The organism is Oceanisphaera psychrotolerans, assembly GCF_001870485.1.
Lineage (GTDB): Bacteria > Pseudomonadota > Gammaproteobacteria > Enterobacterales > Aeromonadaceae > Oceanimonas > Oceanimonas psychrotolerans.
Genome location: NZ_MDKE01000011.1, coordinates 247,044 through 264,449, shown reverse-complemented (window position 1 = coordinate 264,449; position 17,406 = coordinate 247,044). Strand labels below are relative to the sequence as shown.

Annotated in this window: 11 protein-coding genes and 1 pseudogene; 6 read left to right on the top strand and 6 right to left on the bottom strand. The window is 56.7% G+C overall.

Features of this window, described 5'->3' with window-relative positions:
* Positions 1-30: 30 nt before the first annotated feature.
* The 6 genes and pseudogenes from BFR47_RS05395 to BFR47_RS05370 form a co-directional block, all read right to left on the bottom strand.
* On the bottom strand, positions 31-2,730 hold the full coding sequence (locus tag BFR47_RS05395; protein WP_071472110.1) for an ATP-binding domain-containing protein: 2,700 nt from the start codon (positions 2,728-2,730) through the stop codon (positions 31-33).
* A 348-nt stretch (positions 2,731-3,078) separates the two neighbouring features.
* On the bottom strand, positions 3,079-3,423 hold the full coding sequence (locus BFR47_RS05390; protein ID WP_071472109.1) for a YkvA family protein: 345 nt from the start codon (positions 3,421-3,423) through the stop codon (positions 3,079-3,081).
* Between the two features lie 26 nt (positions 3,424-3,449).
* Entirely contained in the window at positions 3,450-3,947 is a 498-nt protein-coding gene (gene radC, locus BFR47_RS05385) for a RadC family protein (protein WP_071472108.1), read from the bottom strand.
* Positions 3,944-4,909 (bottom strand): annotated as a pseudogene (locus tag BFR47_RS05380) (recombination directionality factor). Before BFR47_RS05380 ends, radC begins: the two are co-directional and overlap by 4 nt.
* Complete coding sequence (locus BFR47_RS05375; protein WP_071472107.1) at positions 4,906-5,889, bottom strand: YqaJ viral recombinase family nuclease; 984 nt, start codon at positions 5,887-5,889, stop codon at positions 4,906-4,908. The pseudogene BFR47_RS05380 and the gene BFR47_RS05375 overlap by 4 nt, the downstream one beginning before the upstream one ends.
* Before the next feature lie 71 nt (positions 5,890-5,960).
* The gene (locus tag BFR47_RS05370) at positions 5,961-6,914 is read right to left on the bottom strand and encodes a DUF932 domain-containing protein (RefSeq protein WP_071472106.1); all 954 of its coding nucleotides are present in this window, start codon (positions 6,912-6,914) and stop codon (positions 5,961-5,963) included.
* Between the two features lie 842 nt (positions 6,915-7,756).
* Here BFR47_RS05370 and BFR47_RS05365 point away from each other — a divergent pair.
* The 6 genes from BFR47_RS05365 (at position 7,757) to urtD (ending at position 17,405) form a co-directional block, all read left to right on the top strand.
* The gene (locus tag BFR47_RS05365) at positions 7,757-11,236 is read left to right on the top strand and encodes a hybrid sensor histidine kinase/response regulator (protein WP_071472105.1); all 3,480 of its coding nucleotides are present in this window, start codon (positions 7,757-7,759) and stop codon (positions 11,234-11,236) included.
* Positions 11,236-12,147 carry a response regulator transcription factor gene (locus BFR47_RS05360; RefSeq protein WP_071472104.1) on the top strand — a complete coding sequence of 304 codons (912 nt, stop codon included), beginning with the start codon at positions 11,236-11,238 and terminating at the stop codon, positions 12,145-12,147. Before BFR47_RS05365 ends, BFR47_RS05360 begins: the two co-directional genes overlap by 1 nt.
* Positions 12,148-12,482: 335 nt before the next feature.
* Entirely contained in the window at positions 12,483-13,772 is a 1,290-nt protein-coding gene (gene urtA / locus BFR47_RS05355; protein ID WP_071472103.1) for an urea ABC transporter substrate-binding protein, read from the top strand.
* Positions 13,773-13,894: 122 nt separating this feature from the next.
* On the top strand, positions 13,895-15,487 hold the full coding sequence (gene urtB / locus BFR47_RS05350; protein WP_245748807.1) for an urea ABC transporter permease subunit UrtB: 1,593 nt from the start codon (positions 13,895-13,897) through the stop codon (positions 15,485-15,487).
* 6 nt (positions 15,488-15,493) lie between these two features.
* Entirely contained in the window at positions 15,494-16,582 is a 1,089-nt protein-coding gene (gene urtC / locus BFR47_RS05345; RefSeq protein WP_071472101.1) for an urea ABC transporter permease subunit UrtC, read from the top strand.
* The gene (gene urtD, locus BFR47_RS05340; RefSeq protein ID WP_071472100.1) at positions 16,575-17,405 is read left to right on the top strand and encodes an urea ABC transporter ATP-binding protein UrtD; all 831 of its coding nucleotides are present in this window, start codon (positions 16,575-16,577) and stop codon (positions 17,403-17,405) included. The genes urtC and urtD overlap by 8 nt, the downstream gene beginning before the upstream one ends.
* Position 17,406 lies beyond the last annotated feature (1 nt).

Sequence of the window (17,406 nt, the reverse complement as noted above, 5' to 3'; positions counted from 1 at the left end):
TTACCTGATTAAAAATATTTAAGTCGATAACTATTTCTGTGTGCTAGGAGAGTGCCAGCCCTGGCTAAAGTGGGGACGCAGACTCTCGATTGCGTTAGGCAAGGCGCCTTCGCAGGTGATGCCGAGATAAGTGGCGGCTCGGGTTGCGCCTACGTACAGGTATTTGTCAAACAGTGTCGGTTGTTTTGCCACAAGTTGGTCAATGCCTACAAAAAATACCGTTTCAAACTCCAGGCCTTTAATGTACTGAATATCGAACACGCGCACATTGTTCTCTTGGCCTACGGCCTGCCCTTCTCGGCAGGCAATAGCCTGGATATTGTGCTCGACCAGCGCGGCATTTAATGCTTCAGCTACTGGCGCAACGTCGTCTTCGGCATTTACAAAGATGGCGGTGGATGGCAATTGGCCAACGAAGCGTTCGATCTCGAGAATGCGATTAGCTAACCAACTGACAACCGTTTCTGTATTGATGGCGTTCTCCAGCAAAGCGGGGGCAACGCCGGAACTGTCCACATGGGTGGGAAGAGTGACGTTTTGTTCGGTGCCGCCTACGGCTTGAATCATGGCGCGAGCCAAATCGTTCAGTTGTTTGCTTTGACGATAAGAGACGGTAATTTCCCTGATGTCGAAGTCGGAAAAGACCCATTTCATGTCATCGGCGGAGCGTGCTCCCCAGGTGGTTAGACGTTGGTTAAAGTCGCCACAGGCAAAGAATGAGCGCAACCGTGGGTGGGTCAGCGCGGCCATGCAGGCAAGTTGAATCGGGGAGAAATCCGTTGCTTCATCCACCAGGACCTGATTGCAGTAATGGCTCAAAACAGGCTGTAGTGATGACCAGGTGGGGTTATCGATATCACGCAGAATGCTAGGACGGCTCAGCAGTTCGCCCGCTGAGCGTAAAATAGCGAGAAGCACAATATCGAGTTCAAGTGGGTGAATATCTCGGTTTTCGACACCTTCTTTGTTATACCAGCTATCTGTCTGCTGACGTTCGCGTCTAAAGGTCTGATAGCGTTTTGGGAGGCCTCCCAGGTAGCGCTTGAGCGGATTAACAAAACGGCGCATGTTGGTCTGAATCAGGAGATTGGCTCCTACCTCGGCGCGATCTGCCTCTGTAAGGCCTCGTTCACCAAGCCACTCGATGATTTTGCCAGTGCGGGATGTTTTGCTGACTGTTCGCTTGGAAGTAACTGCGCGAGCTTGATTGCGTACCGCTTGCATGTAGGCGTTTAATGCGGTGGCGCGGGCGGTACGCGGCGTAGTGGCATCTTCTTCATCGGTATCAAGATCGTCCTGCTCATCGGTGTCCGGTCCCTGAGTTTGTTGGAGGCCATCTATAAAGTGCGCTAATTCATCGAGGAATGCTCGGTTTCGGTTGAGTTGCAGGTTGAGTGCGGCTTTTATCTTTCTGTCGGAGACTTCCTTTAAGCTATTAACGAGGTCTTGCACCTTGGGTAGTTCGGTTGCCAGAGCTCCGAACATGGATGTCAAGGCGTCGCTCCCCGTCTGTGTCAGTATACTTTGCAGCGCTTGGCCCAGTTTTTTGGTTGTTGGGTCGACCACTTTACTGAGCATGTCGGCGGCCGCACGCAGCTCTTGTAAATAGGCGTTGTACTGCCATTTGTTGAAATCTTCGAACCACTGAATAGGGCTGTTCAGTGCTTCCTGGCTCAAACTTGGCAGGTTTTCCTTCAATACAAAGGTGCCACTGCCGGTAGCGGTTTTGAGAACTCCAAATGTGCTCCTGGCCAGTTCTCGTCGGTAATCCCGCCACGTTTTAATCCGCAGATCAGACGCTGGGACATTTTCGCGAGCAAATGCTTCTTTAAGATATTGTTTGAGCAATTCGGTGGGGGTAAACATCAACCAGCTGTTGGTGTGAGTGACTCCTTGAGCGGCTCTGAGGTTTGCGATCAGTCTTTGCTCACCTTCCTCCAAAAAGTCAGTGTCAAGCTTCTGGCCCAGCCTACGGATCAGAGTTGTAGTTTTTCCTGTACCGGGGGGGCCTAAGAGCAGCAAACGTTTATCAAGGGGGAGACGAAAAATTTCATCTTGGTATTGATCCAGAATAGGCTGATCGCGCAGTCCCATTTTTGTGATTAGGCTACGGCGCATGCCATTGATGATCGTGTTTTTGGCAGACTCTTCGGCCAGCAGTTGATCCAAAAGGTCTTCGACGTCTTCGTCAACTTCACTCAGTAATGCACGCAACGATTCTATGGTGAGCAGGCCATATTCATCCGTTTCCACTATCGTATTGCGAGAATCCCAACCATCAGCTAACTCAATGGGGTTGAGTTGTGCTCGCTCAAAGACTTCTACAAGGGTACCGTTAGGTAGGAGAAACTCAGTTCCAACTTCCAAGGAAGCCAAGCGACCGATGGGGGCGCGATAGCTGGCAAGGCTGGGGAAGCCTGTAACCGGGGTGGTTCGGCAAATGTAGTAGGTATGCAGATTTTCTTGCCCATCCACCACTACTACCCGTGCAATAGCTGGCTCGGACGCCAATATTTGATAGCTTTCTCGGTTTGCACTGCTGATATTTTCCAGTCTGTGGATAGCGGGGCTGGACGTCATAGAGTTCAGATTCGCTAATGCGTTTGCCCCGGATGCCTGGCCGTTACTCAGCTTGACTTTGGCTGCAACTGCGATACCGTCGAGCTGAGTTATCGTCTCACCAGCAACTTGCTCGAGGTGTTGTTGTCTGGACTCTGCTGTTAGCTCCATTATCTGTCCTTTTTGTGATTTTCTTCAATATACCACCACTACACCACTACTACACTGACTCCTAAACCTCACTCAACGGTGATATAGCGGGCGCCGCTTTTTCTCTAAGGTAACCACTGTTTCATCAAAGCCTTTTATGGTGAAGGTGTGCTCCACTGAAAACGAGACGACTATAAATAGGAACGTGATGTTATCGATGCGTATCAGATGCTTTCGATGACCTATTAATATATGAGAATTAGGTTTGTAGCGCCAGTAACTAAATAACTGTTCCGAATGGTAGTTATTTAGATGGTGATGATGTTACTTGGAGAAAAAAGCGATGGCGAATCGCTTTTTATTTCTTCATTACCCAAAGTACTTCCGCAGCTTGCGTTCGGCTTGCTGTTCTACCTCTTCATCCACATACAACGAAATCGAGACGATAGCGGCAGTCAGTACGATCAGATCGTCGGTGTAGCCCATGCCCGGAAGTAGGTCTGGGATCGCATCAATAGGTAGGATAAAGTAAGCCAAAGCACTGTAGACGACGGTCTTTGCCCATAGCGGTGTTTCTGGCTTCTGAGCTGCATAGTAAAGCCACAGGCATTTACGAATAACCTCGATGCCTGCCGTTTTCAGGCTGTAGCGAATTTTATCCCAGAAGCTTTGTTCACTGTAGATGTTGGCCAGTTCATTTTTATCTTGCTGCATGTTTACTCCTTTCTGTTTTGTGTTGATTAGATAAGGCCGCGTGCGGCCAGTGATACACAGCCTTCCATACCGACCACCACATGATCGAGGACGCGAATATCAACCAGGTTGAGTGCGTCTCGCAGGCGAAGGGTGATACTGGTATCAGCTTTGCTGGGCTCGGGATCTCCGGACGGATGGTTGTGCACCAGAATGAGTGCGGCTGCGTTGTAGGCCAAAGCCCGCTTTACCACTTCACGGGGATAGACGCTGGCGGCATCGATGGTGCCTCGGAACAGCTCTTCAAAGCCCAAAATACGATGCTGGTTGTCGAGAAACACGGCTCCGAACACTTCGTGCTCGTAGTGTTGCAGTAGAGTTTTCAGATACTCGAAGGCAAGCTCTGGCTGGTTTATGACGCGACCTTTGGCTAACCGACGACGAGCCAGCTTTTGGGCCATGTTTAGGATATCGGCTTCTGTCAGCAGTTCGGGTGCCAGGTAGGTACCGCGTTGTTCGCCAGCAATAAATTTCTTCTGATTCATGGTGATCTCCAGGCATAAAAAACGCCGCTCAAGGGCGGCGCATTAATGGGTGGGTTAGGTTCACTGAGCGGTGCCCAGCTTATTGGTCAGACGGGTAGCCCGGACGAGTTCCTGTGGTTGAGGTTTGTCAGTGGATTTGCTGGAGGTATCGCTCTCTGTTTCTGGATAAAACTCTTCCAGCAACAAGGGGACTTCTTCTTCGCCATCTTCAAACTGCCCGTTCTGTAACAGCTGGCGTGCTATGTTTTCCAGATTAAGCGTGTCGACACCGGCCTGGTTATATCGCTCTGCTTCCAGGTGGGCGGCTTGGACTGCTTCTGTCAGGGTATCTTCCTCACGCAAAGTCAGATCGACGTAGTACACCGGGGTTCGATATGACTGGGTGGTGCTCTTGGCTCGCAGCCGTAATTGCAGTGGTAGGTGCCGGGTATGGCCTCCACTGGCAGCTTCAAAATAGCGCAGCCTGGCAGCCAGAGTACGGACCGAGTTGTAGCCGGTGGTACGGAAGATGAAGCTACCCAGCTCGTCGTTTTGACCATCAATCTGAACATTTAAACGGCCATACAGCTTGCAGCCTTGTTCATAGGCAAAGCGGCATCGCTCGGGACTGGGGCACGTCACTTCTTCGATGCCTCCTTCACCGACTCGTTTTGCCATTTCACCGTTACCCACACAAATAGGGCGGCCTGTGCTGCGATCAAAGGCGCTGTATTCGGCGCGTAGATTAAGGTCACTGTCGTTGAACAAGACTTTGACCGGAATGGAGCGGATCTTGCCGTTGCTGCGCCTTCGGAATACCGCTGATGCAGGGGATGCAGCATCCAGCCACTGCGGTTCTGGATCTGAGTGGTCAGGGTAAAGCTGTCGTCTTTTTCCGGTAGCCATTTATCGTTTTTGTTGACCAGCTTACCTATGCTGATCCGTCCGATAATAGGCGGTGTAATGGCGAGTCCTTTGATCATGATGGGCTCCTTTGCAGTTGCACCATAAAGCGGCGGGTACCGGATACGGTTTTGCTGCAGTGCTGTAGCCATTCGGGGTGATGGGTGGTGAGCTTTTCCATATCAGGCATGGTGCGATCTCGGCTCTTCTTCCAGCTGATTTTGCCCTCCTGAAAGACTGCTGCGCTGGCTGTGCCTAGCGAGGCCTGGAGTTGTTGTTTGAGTTGAGCTTCACGGGCTTCGGCTTCTTCTTTCTGTTGGCGAGCATTGAGAAAATGATTGAACAGTTCGTTCATCGCTGGTGCCTCGGACAGATCCAGGGTTTGACTGTCATCCTGTGGATACAGGGATTGCAGTGCCTGAGCGGCATCATCTGAGCCATCGGGATCGGGTTGAATGTCTTCGGTAACGTGTTGCCAGAAGGCGGCTTCTCGTTGGATGAGGTCGGCAATCTTGTCATCGTCTCGATTCACCCGGTAGATACGAAAATCCTGACCGGCGATTAACACTGCAACATCGGCCCAGGCATGGCCGGTTACGGCCAGCTGATGTAGCACCTGACATTGATAAGCCAGGGGAATACCTTGCTCCCATTGCGGAGCTGAATGGTAGCCAGCCGTTTTTATCTCCAGGGTGCCAACGCCGTCGGCATGACCCAGTACTTCACGATCCAGGTTGGCGAGCATAAAGGGATGCTCGGCGTGCTGGAGTACCGCATTGACCCGGCGTACCTTTAAACCCGTCCGCTTGGCGTATACATAAGCCAGTACCGGCTCCAGGGTTGTCCCCCAGAATACCGCTTCGTTATCTGACAGGTCGGTGGCAGGGCGCCGATCTGTCTTCTCTAGCCACAGTGATAACGGGCTTTTGTAGCGAGACAATCCCAGTGCAACGGCGGCGTCGGAAGAGCCGATACCGGACTGGCGGATCTTGAGCCATTGCTCGTGAGTGAGGGTCTTGGTGTCGGCCAGGCGGAAGGCATTACCATAACGTGTTTTCATGATGAGTCTCCTAAATGCATAAAGGCTGCTGGCGTAAACCAGCAGGGCCTTATGGGGTAAGTTCGTAAGAGTTAGTGCAGTAAGGCGATGGCCTGACTGTAGGTTTTTTGTTTGAGCTGAGCTCCATTGCCAAACCAGGCAGAATCGAGCCGATAGTCTTGGTTACGAGCTCGGCGATGATGATCTACAAACTCGGTCATGGCATTGACCAGGCCCCAGGCCGTGTTCTTGCTGGAAGCCAGGTCTGCACCCATACCGGCACCGTCGTACAGACTGAGCAGTTGCTGCATGGGTTTGGATGGGGTGAGGTCTGAGTGTTCAGCACAGGGATCATCCAGTGCTTCGGCAAAGAAACGATGAGCTTCTTCGGGTGATACAGGCCGTTGAGACAGTTCCTTGAGGTTGTACATGAAGCCATCCCAACTGGACAGTCCCAGCCCCAGTGCTTCTTTAACCAGCTTGGGGTCAAACACGGTGGAGTGGGGCACCTTGACCGCACCTGCGCGGTTGTTAACAGCGACCTGCAGCGTGTTGTTACAGACCACTCGTACCGAAGTGAACTGAGCTGTCGTACATAGCGTTCCGTCGCAGCTGGTGGCCAGCAGCAGATAGGCTTTGATGTTGTCGTTACCATTGAGCCGGGCACTCTGCCCGGTTTTAGCCAAGGCCCATAGCTTGCGACCCCCTTTGAGTACCCCCGCTGTTTCCAGCTCGAAGCCTCCGGCCTGCACCAGGTCTTTATAGAAGTGCAGCACTTCTTGAGGCTGGACGACCTTATAACGATTGGACACCACTGACAGTGGCGCCAGGGTATCTGAGCGATACAGTACTTGAGCGCTATCGTGATGACGCAGGTAAAGACCATCGTCGGCAGCATTGAACATGACATCACTCTGTTTGATGGACCAGTCCATACCGGCTTCTTTGAGCCAGACCGACAAGGGTTGCTTGCTGGTGAGTTGGTTGCCTAGACCATGCCAGGGCGTCTGGCCAAGGTAGGCCATGGATTCGACGAGGTGAGACATAACGAATACTCCATTTACGCCTGACGAACGCAGGCTAAGAGAAGGGCAGTGGTGTTCTACCGAGATCAATGAAGTGATATAAGTTTGTAAATGTTTTCATTAGATTATCATTTGTCTTTTTATTTATATTTATATTTATAGATTAGTTGATGTACCGAGACGATTCAGTGAGAAGTGATGTCGTAGAGGGAGCGGGGATTCGCTAGGATACGAACCTGATTTTTGTGTAGGTTGAAATGTAGTTTTTTATTTTTATTGGTAAAAAATCTTTATAAATCAATGAATAGACACCCATGCATCATGGGGGTGTGACTGCTGAGATTTTCTTTGTTTTTCACTCTGTTGACCACCGTTAGCCCATGTTTTTAAAGTAAAGTTTCATTTTATCGCTTCTCATTCTGTCTCAGGCCTGTATTACTGGGCCCCGCATCTTGGTGTGGGTGTCTGTAAAACCCTAGCATGGTGTGCCAGCGGGGCCGCCTGAGGATTGCTTTTTCAGCTGCCAACCGGTGGTAAGAGCGCCCACGTTGCTTGCGTATTGAGATGACATCATGACTGCTGCGAAGAGTATCAAACCTCTGACAACAAGAACAATTGAGAGTTGGAAGCCCGGTCATCGTCCTTCACACGCTGGAGTGGACGGCACCAGGGGAGGTCACCCGGTGCCGTCACCTGCCTGCTGCCTAGATTCTTGGCAGCGTACCCGGCTGTGGCATAATGGCTGTTTTGCCCCAGTCGGTGTCTGACTCCCGATCTCCCGTACGGCTCCCGCTACTGGCCGGCGTGGATCGGGTGGCCGCCGGCTGTCGCTATCGGTGTATTCGCACAGGGAAGAGCAGTACATGCCGGCATCACAGAAAATTTTTAAGGTTCGTCGCCACTACAACAGGTGGGTGGCGGATCAAACCCTGGAAGACTTTGCCCTGCGTTTTACTGCCCGTTCCGGACGGAGGATGAGTATCGAGCGGGTCGGGCAGACCGCGCTGGGCGCCATCGCATTTCTGGCGTTGGAGGGGATCGCGGCGGCGGTGACCCTGAGCTACGGTTTTACCAATACGGTGATCGCCATGTTGACGGTGGCGCTGGTGTTTTTTATCACCGGCTTGCCGATCACTTATTACTCGGCCAAGCACGGGCTGGATATCGATTTGCTCACCCGGGGGGCAGGGTTCGGTTATCTGGGATCGACCATTACTTCGCTGATCTACGCCTCCTTTACCTTTACCTTTATCTTTTTCGCCATTGAGGCGGTTATTCTGGCCTCGGCATTGCAGGCACTGCTGGGGATCCCGCTGGCGCTCGGCTACTTGCTGTGCGCGGTGGCGGTGATCCCCATTGTGACCCACGGCATCTCCGCCATCAGCAAATTTCAGGTGGGCAGCCAGGCACTCTGGCTGTTGCTGCAGATCACGGCATTGGGGGTGGTGCTGATCCATGAATCGGAGCAGTTGGCTAACTGGTCGGCCTACGCCCCGGCCACGGTGCCCGGCAGTGACCGGTTTGATATCCTGCTGTTTGGCGCCGCCGCCTCGGTGTTTTTTGCGCTGGTGGCCCAGATCGGCGAGCAGGTGGATTACCTGCGCTTTATGCCACAGAAAACCGAGCAGAACGCCCGTCGCTGGTGGTTCTGGCTGATCCTGGCGGGACCCGGCTGGGTGTTTATCGGGGTGATCAAGATGTTGCTGGGGTCATTTCTGGCCTACCTGGCAATCAGCCAGGGAGCGACGCCCGAGCAGGCGGTCGATCCGACCCAGATGTACCAGCGGGTGTTTGGCTACCTGACCCATGCCCCCGGGATGGCACTGCTGCTGGCGGCGCTGATGGTGATCATCTCGCAGATGAAGATCAATGTGACCAACGCCTACGCCGGCTCCATCGCCTGGTCCAACTTTTTTTCCCGGCTGACTCACAACCATCCGGGCCGGGTGGTGTGGCTGGTGTTTAATGTCACCATAGCGCTGCTGCTGATGGAGCTGGGGATCTATCAGGCGCTGGAAGCGATCCTGGGGGTGTTTGCCATTGTGGCGGTCAGCTGGCTGGCTTCCCTGGCCGCCGATCTGCTGATCAACAAGCCCCTGGGGTTGAGTCCCTCCTATGTGGAGTTCAAACGAGCGCACCTGTATGACATCAATCCGGTAGGCACCGGCTCCATGGTGCTGGCCAGTACCCTGGGGATCCTCTGTTATCTGGGAATATTTGGTGAGGTGGCCAAAACCCTGTGTCACTTTATCAGCCTGCTCACCTGTTTTATCTGTGTGCCGTTGTTCGCCTGGGCAACCGGTGGGCGCTATTATCTGGCGCGTCAGTCGCCCGAGCTGGCTCCGCTGTTGCAGCGTGAACAGGAGGCCGCCGTTGGCCATCATGACGGCCGTGTCTACACGCTGCAATGCGGGTTGTGTGAAAATCGTTTCGAGCCGGAGGATATGAGCTTTTGTCCGGCGTATGGGCGGCCAATTTGCTCCTTGTGCTGCTCCCTGGATGTGCGCTGCCTGGACAGCTGCAAGCCCCACGCCCGGGGCTCCCGCCAGGTGACCGATTGGTTGCAGTTGCTGCTGCCGTGCCGGGTGGTCAAACTGGTCAACTCTCGGCTGGGGCGGTTTGCGGCGGTGCTGCTGGTGGTGAACCTGCTCAATGCCGCCTTGCTGGCGGTGATCTACCGGCAGATGCAGCCGGCCACGGCGGCAGAACAGCTGCTGTTGCAGCAAACCATCTGGACCCTGTTCTTTACCCTGATGATCGCCTTCGGGGTGGTATCCTGGCTGTTTCTGCTGGCCCATGAGAGCCGGGTGGTGGCGCAGCAGGAGTCCAACCGCCAGACCCGCAAGCTGACTCAGGAGATCGAGGCCCACGAACAGACCGATCGGGAACTGCAACAGGCCAAGGAGCTGGCCGAGCGGGCCAATGCGGCCAAAAGCCGCTACCTGACCGGGATCAGTCATGAGCTGCGTACCCCCTTGCAGTCGATCCTGGGGTACGCCCAGTTGCTGGCAGAGAAAGCCGATACCCCGGCCGGTCATCAGCACGGGCTGGAGATCATCTATCGCAGCGGCCAGTACCTGACCGATCTGATTGAGGGGCTGCTGGATATCTCCAAGATTGAGGCCGGCCGGCTGGATCTGTACCGCAGCCGGGTGCCGCTGCCGGAGTTGATCGAGCAGTTGGCCAACATGTTCCGCATGCAGGCAGCCGCCAAGGGGATCGAGTTTGTCTGTCAGATTCACGATCCGCTGCCGGCGGTGGTGATCACCGATGAAAAGCGGCTGCGGCAGATCCTCATCAATCTGCTGTCCAATGCGGTCAAGTACACGGCGCACGGGCAGGTGACTCTGGCGGTACATTATCGCAATCAGGTGGCGCAATTTGCCATCCGGGATACCGGTCCCGGGATTTGCGAGGAGCACCTGCAGCGGATTTTCGATCCCTTCGAACGGGTTCGTAACACGGCCACCGCCAACCTGCCCGGGACCGGGCTGGGACTGACCATCGTCAAGCTGCTGACCGAGATCATGGGCGGCGATCTGCAGGTGGACAGCGTCCCGCAACAGGGCAGCTGTTTCAAGGTCAGCCTGATGCTGCCCTGGGTGAATGCCGAGGCGTGCAGCGATGCCGGCCCACGGCGGATTGTCGGCTATGATGGCTATCAGCGTACCGTCTGTGTGGTGGATGATGATCCCGTGCTGCGCGGGTTGCTGTCCGATCTGCTTATCCCGCTGGGTTTTACGGCGCTGGAGGCCCATGATGCCGAGAGTTGCCTGGCCTTGCTGGAGCAGGCGCGGCCGCATCTGTTTCTGCTGGATATCTCCATGCCGGGGATGAGTGGTCTGGAGCTGGCGCGGGCGTTGCGTCGGCGGCAGGTGAACGAGCCTATTGTGATGCTCTCGGCCAATGCCCAGGAGCATGCGCGCAATCCCGATGAGCGCTCTGCCTATGACGATTACCTGATCAAGCCGGTCAGCAATCAGGCCTTGCTGGATACCCTGGCGCAACAACTGGATCTGGAGTGGATCTATCAGCAGCAGGAGCATATGGTCCCTGCTGGCGCTATGATGGTGCCGGACGAGAACTCCTCGTCGGCAGCGTCAGAGCCAGAGGCAGTTGCCGCCACGCTCCCCGATCATCCACTGCTACGGGAACTGCAAGCCTGTGCCGAGATGGGCTATCGCAAAGGCGTGCAGCAGGGGCTGGCCCGGCTGGCAGAGTTGGGGGTTGTCAGTGAGGCGACCTTGGCTCATCTGGAGCAGCTGTGCCGTCAGTTTCAGTTTGAACAACTTGCGCATTACCTGGCGCAACATCTGTCACCCACTCAGGAGCCGAATCACTGATGAGTACCGTCTGCCGCAATGATGTTGTTCTGGTCGTGGATGACTCGCCCGATGCCCTGAGCCTGATCAACGATGCCCTGGAGTCGGCCGGACTGGATGTACTGGTGGCACTGGAAGGGCGCCAGGCGCTGACCATCGCCCGGCGGATCCGCCCGGACATCATCCTGCTGGATGCCATCATGCCCAATATGGATGGCTTCGACACCTGCCGCACCCTGAAAGCGGATCCGGCACTGGCGTCGATCCCGGTGATCTTCATGACCGGCCTGGTGGATACCGACGATATCGTGCGCGGGCTGGAGGCGGGCGGGGTGGATTATCTGACCAAGCCGATCAACCCTCATGAACTGCTGGCGCGGATGAAGGTACACCTGTCCAACGCACGGCTGACCAACAGCGCCCAGTCGGCGCTGGACAGTACCGGTCAGCACCTGGTGACGGTGTCGGCCAGCGGTCAGCTCTGCTGGGCCACCCCTCAGGCTTATGCCCTGCTGGCCCGGGCCCGGGTCGATGAGGCCTGGCAACAGCAGCAGTTGGCACCACAGCTGGCGCGCTGGCTGAGCCATGCCCCGGTACCGGGCAGCCAGCTTGCCTTGTCCGGCCTGGATTATCCGCTGGCGGTCAGGCTGATCAGTCATCAGGATAATGGCGAGCAGTTGCTCAAGCTGATCGACGGCGAGCGGCCTGGCGGCGCGGCCATGCTCAAGGCCGAGCTGGCGCTGACTGAACGTGAGTCCGAGGTGCTCTACTGGATCGCCAATGGCAAGACCAATCGCGAGGCGGCCGAAATCCTGCAAATGAGTCCGCGCACGGTGAACAAGCACCTGGAGCAGATCTTTCCCAAGCTGGGGGTGGAAAACCGCACCGCCGCCGCCGGGGTGGCATTACGGCTGCTGGCGATGGAGGAATAAAGGTGTTAGCCGCAGGGTGAAGCCGGAAGGTCCGAGAGCCGGAATCATCGCTTGAGGCCAAGCTCTGGATGATTCAGCCTTTACTTCCCACTTCCCACTTCCCACTTCCCACTTCCCACTTCCCACTTCCCACTTCCCACTTCCTTTTTAATCCCGATCCCCATTCCGTCTTATACGTCAAATGACGTACCCGTATGCGTCAATCCGCCCATATTTTTGCAGCGGACTTTTGTCAATAATGCAACATGATGATTTATCCGGGCGGGCAGGTAAGCCAGTACAGGTCCGGATCCGGTTCGCTCGCATACACGCACCAAGAAAAGGAAGTCACCGTCATGAAAATCAAACCTCTTGTTACCGGTATCGCACTGTCGTTAAGCGCTTCTACCCTGGCCTTCAATGTGATGGCTGCCGATGACACCATCAAGGTGGGGGTACTGCACTCCCTGTCCGGCACCATGGCGATCTCGGAAACCACCCTGAAAGACACCATGCTGATGCTGATCGACGAGCAGAACAAGAAAGGCGGGGTGCTCGGCAAGAAACTCGAAGCCGTGGTGGTGGATCCGGCTTCCAACTGGCCGCTGTTCGCCGAGAAGGCCCGTGAGCTGATCGCCAAGGACAAGGTGGCGGCAGTCTTCGGCGGCTGGACTTCGGTATCGCGCAAATCGGTGCTGCCGGTGTTTGAGGAGCTCAACAGCATCCTGTTCTATCCGGTGCAGTATGAAGGGGAAGAGTCTTCCAAGAATGTGTTCTATACCGGCGCCGCGCCAAACCAGCAGGCGGTCCCCGCCGTCGATTACCTGATGAAGGACCTGGGGGTACAGCGTTGGGTGCTGGCCGGCACCGACTATGTTTATCCGCGCACCACCAACAAGATCCTCGAAGCCTATCTTAAGGCCAAGGGGGTCGCCGCGGAAGATATCATGATCAACTACACCCCCTTTGGTCACTCCGACTGGCAGAGCATCGTTTCCGATATCAAGAAGTTCGGCTCTGCCGGCAAGAAAACCGCAGTGGTCTCCACCATCAACGGCGACGCCAACGTGCCCTTCTACAAGGAACTGGGCAATCAGGGGATCAGCGCCGAAGATATTCCGGTGGTGGCCTTCTCGGTGGGTGAAGAGGAACTGTCCGGGATCGATACCGCACCCCTGGTGGGGCACCTGGCCGCCTGGAACTACTTCATGAGCGTCGAGGATGACGCCAACGATACCTTTATCGAGGCCTGGCACAAGTTCATCGGCAACGAAGAGCGGGTGACCAATGATCCGATGGAAGCCCACTATATCGGCTTCAATATGTGGATTGAGGCGATCAATAAAGCCGGCACCACCGATCCGGAAGCGGTGCAGCAGGCGATGATCGGGGTGACAGTGCCGAACCTGTCCGGCGGCTATGCCACTATGATGCCCAACCACCATATCACCAAGCCGGTGCTGATCGGCGAGATCCAGGATGATGGTCAGTTTGAGACCGTCTGGCAGACGTCGGGTACCGTGGCCGGCGATGCCTGGTCCGATTACCTGGAAGGCTCCAGGGATCTGATGGCCGACTGGCAGGCGCCGCTCACCTGCGGCAACTACAACGTCAAAACCGGCAAGTGCTCCGGTCAGAACTACTAATCCATCACCCTTTCGGCCGCCTCATCCGGGGCGGCCCCTTTATGCCTGAACGGTAGCCCGCGCAGCCGGGGGACCGTTATTTTGCCAGTTATAGTGGGTCATCAATGAACAGAATCAAACGGATGAGCGGACTCCTCCTCGGCCTGATGCTGAGTGTACTGACCGTCAGTCCGGTGCTTGCTGCTTCTTTGCAGGAGGGGCTTGAGCATCTGGCCGAACGCGATTTTGACGCCATTTCAACCGGCGTCAGCCTGATTGCCGCCAGCGGCGACGAGCAGGCGGCGACCTTGCTCAAGGAATTGCAGCAGGGGGAGCTCTATCGTGACAAAAGCAGCGATCAGATTGTGCGCATTGTCGCCGAGGTGGATGGCGGCTACCGGGTCGCACCGGTCACCGACAGCTCGGCCGGCTACGAGGTGAACAAACGCGGCCTTCGCAAGGTACGCATCAATAACAGCCTGCGCAGCCAGATCCGGTCTGCCCTGGCAGAGCTGGAGCTGCGTCATCCCGATGCCGACATCAGAAAACGCGCCGTCGGGGAACTGCTGGGCCAGCTGGATGCCGACAGCACGGCACTGCTGACACGGTTGCAGGCGCAGGAGCCGGATGCCGGTGTGCGCGAGGCGATGGCCACCGCCCTGGCGCTGGGACAATTGCAGGGCGACGATCCCGAGGCGCAGCGTGAGGCGATAAAGACCCTGGCCGGTAGCCTGGAGCCGCAGGTACGCAACGCCCTGCTTCGGGTGCGGGACCAGAGTCAGGATACCGAACTGGTGGCCGCCGCCGACAAGGCGCTGGCCCTGATTGAAGAGAAAGCCCGTCTCTACGGCTTTGCGGAAACCCTGTTTTTCGGGCTCAGCCTGGGCTCGGTGCTGGTGCTGGCGGCCATCGGGCTGGCGATCACCTTCGGCGTGATGGGGGTGATCAACATGGCCCATGGCGAGCTGATCATGCTCGGCGCCTACACCACCTATGTGATCCAGCTGTTGATGCCGGACCAGATCGGCCTGTCGCTGTTTGTGGCGATCCCGGCCGCCTTCCTGGTGTCGGCGCTGGTGGGTATCGCCATCGAGCGCGGGGTGATCCGCTTCCTCTATGGCCGGCCGCTGGAAACCCTGCTGGCTACCTTTGGTATCAGCCTGGTGCTGCAACAGACGGTACGCAGCATCTTCTCGCCCCTTAACCGCAGCGTGGCCACCCCGGAGTGGATGAGCGGTTCGCTGGAGATCAACCCGCTGCTGTCGCTGACCCTCAACCGGCTGTACATCATCCTGTTCTGCCTGATCGTCTTTGCGCTGCTGTTTATGGTGCTGCGCAGAACCCGGCTCGGCCTGCAGGTGCGGGCGGTGTCCCAGAACCGGGCCATGGCGCGGGCCATGGGCGTGCGCAGCGAATGGGTGGATGCCATGACCTTCGGTCTGGGTTCCGGTATTGCCGGGGTGGCCGGGGTGGCGTTAAGCCAGCTGACCAATGTGGGACCCAACCTGGGTCAGGCCTACATCATCGACTCCTTTATGGTGGTGGTGTTCGGCGGCGTGGGCAACCTGTGGGGCACCCTGGTGGCCGGCATGAGCCTGGGAGTGGCCAACAAGGTGCTGGAACCCTATGCCGGCGCTGTGCTGGCCAAGATCCTGGTGCTGGTCTTTATCATCCTGTTTATCCAGAAGCGGCCGCGGGGACTGTTCCCGCAAAAAGGCCGGGCGGCAGAGGGCTAATCACAGATGTTGGCAGATAAAACAATCTTTAACCGCAGCAGCCGGGTGTTTCTGGGCGTGCTGCTGATCGTCACCGCGGGGGTGTCGATCCTCAATCAGTGGGTACCGTCGGGCAGTGCCCTGCATGTGTCCACCTACACGGTGACCCTGCTGGGAAAATACCTCACCTATGCGCTGCTGGCGGTGGCGGTGGATCTGGTCTGGGGGTACCTGGGCATCCTCAGCCTGGGCCACGGGGCCTTCTTTGCCCTGGGCGGTTACGCCATGGGCATGTACCTGATGCGCCAGGTGGGTGATAGGGGGGTCTACGGCGATCCCCTGCTGCCCGATTTCATGGTGTTCCTCAACTGGCAGGAGCTGCCCTGGTTCTGGTACGGCTTCGACATGTTCTGGTTCGCCGCGCTGATGGTGCTGCTGGTGCCCGGGTTGCTGGCGTTCGTGTTCGGTTACCTGGCGTTTCGCAGCCGGGTGACCGGCGTCTACCTGTCGATCATTACTCAGGCGCTCACCTATGCCCTGTTGCTGGCGTTTTTCCGCAACGAGATGGGCTTCGGCGGCAACAACGGTCTCACTGACTTCAAGGATATCCTGGGGATGAACCTGCAGTCGGACGCCGTGCGCATCAGCCTGTTTATCGCCTCGGCGCTGGCGCTGGCACTGGGCTATATCCTTTGCCGGGTGATCGTCACCTCGCGGCTGGGGCGGGTCAGCATGGCCATCCGTGACTCGGAGAGCCGCACCCGCTTCATCGGCTACAAGGTGGAAAACGTCAAACTCTGGCTGTTTGTGGTGTCCGCCATGCTGGCCGGGATCGCCGGCGCCCTGTACGTGCCGCAGGTGGGGATCATCAATCCTTCCGAGTTCTCGCCACTGAACTCCATCGAGATCGTGGTGTGGGTGGCGGTCGGCGGCCGCGCCACTCTCTACGGGGCGGTGATCGGCGCCCTGCTGGTGAACTACGGCAAGACCTATTTTACCGCCGTGCTGCCGGAAGTCTGGCTGTTCGCCCTGGGGGGACTGTTTGTGCTGGTGACGCTGTTTTTGCCCAAGGGCATTGTCGGTCTGATCCCCCGTCGGGAGGTGAAACATGACTAAGGCAAATCTGCTCCGGCAACTGACCGAGCGCGAAAAAGTGTTCGACTTCATGGTGCCCCAGGCCAGCAGCCGGCTGGATATCAGCAAGGGCTATATTCTCTATCTGGAGGATATCAACGTCAGCTTCGATGGCTTCAAGGCGATCAACAATCTGAACATGTATATCGGCAATGGTGAGCTACGCTGCATTATCGGCCCCAATGGGGCCGGCAAGACCACCATGATGGATATCATCACCGGCAAGACCCGGCCCGACAGCGGTCAGGCCTGGTTCGGCCAGAAGATCGATTTGCTCTCTATGAGCGAACCGGAGATCGCTCAGGCGGGGATCGGCCGAAAATTCCAGAAGCCGACGGTGTTCGAGCAGCAGTCGGTATTCGACAACCTGGAGCTGGCGATGGCCGGCGACAAGGGCGTGCTGACCACCCTGAGGGCCCGGATCAGCGGCGAGCAGCGGGATCGCATCGACGAGGTGCTGGAAACCATTGGCCTGACCGATCACATTCATCGCCATGCCGGGGCTCTGTCTCATGGCCAGAAGCAGTGGCTGGAGATCGGCATGCTGCTGATGCAAAACCCCAAGCTGCTGCTGGTGGACGAGCCGGTGGCGGGCATGACCCATCAGGAGATGGATCGCACCGCCGAGCTGCTCAAGTCGCTGGCGGGTCAGCATTCGGTGGTGGTGGTGGAGCACGACATGGATTTTGTGCGATCCATTGCCGATAAGGTGACCGTATTGCATCAGGGCAGCGTGCTGGCCGAGGGCAGCATGGCCGAGGTGCAGAACGATCCGCGGGTGGTGGAAGTGTATTTAGGGGAGTAGG

Coding starts and splice junctions, on each gene's coding strand:
- BFR47_RS05395 (WP_071472110.1), bottom strand. CDS start 2,730: ATGGAGCTAACAGCAGAGTCCAGACAACAACACCTCGAGCAAGTTGCT.
- BFR47_RS05390 (WP_071472109.1), bottom strand. CDS start 3,423: ATGCAGCAAGATAAAAATGAACTGGCCAACATCTACAGTGAACAAAGC.
- radC (WP_071472108.1), bottom strand. CDS start 3,947: ATGAATCAGAAGAAATTTATTGCTGGCGAACAACGCGGTACCTACCTG.
- BFR47_RS05375 (WP_071472107.1), bottom strand. CDS start 5,889: ATGAAAACACGTTATGGTAATGCCTTCCGCCTGGCCGACACCAAGACC.
- BFR47_RS05370 (WP_071472106.1), bottom strand. CDS start 6,914: ATGTCTCACCTCGTCGAATCCATGGCCTACCTTGGCCAGACGCCCTGG.
- BFR47_RS05365 (WP_071472105.1), top strand. CDS start 7,757: ATGCCGGCATCACAGAAAATTTTTAAGGTTCGTCGCCACTACAACAGG.
- BFR47_RS05360 (WP_071472104.1), top strand. CDS start 11,236: ATGAGTACCGTCTGCCGCAATGATGTTGTTCTGGTCGTGGATGACTCG.
- urtA (WP_071472103.1), top strand. CDS start 12,483: ATGAAAATCAAACCTCTTGTTACCGGTATCGCACTGTCGTTAAGCGCT.
- urtB (WP_245748807.1), top strand. CDS start 13,895: ATGAGCGGACTCCTCCTCGGCCTGATGCTGAGTGTACTGACCGTCAGT.
- urtC (WP_071472101.1), top strand. CDS start 15,494: ATGTTGGCAGATAAAACAATCTTTAACCGCAGCAGCCGGGTGTTTCTG.
- urtD (WP_071472100.1), top strand. CDS start 16,575: ATGACTAAGGCAAATCTGCTCCGGCAACTGACCGAGCGCGAAAAAGTG.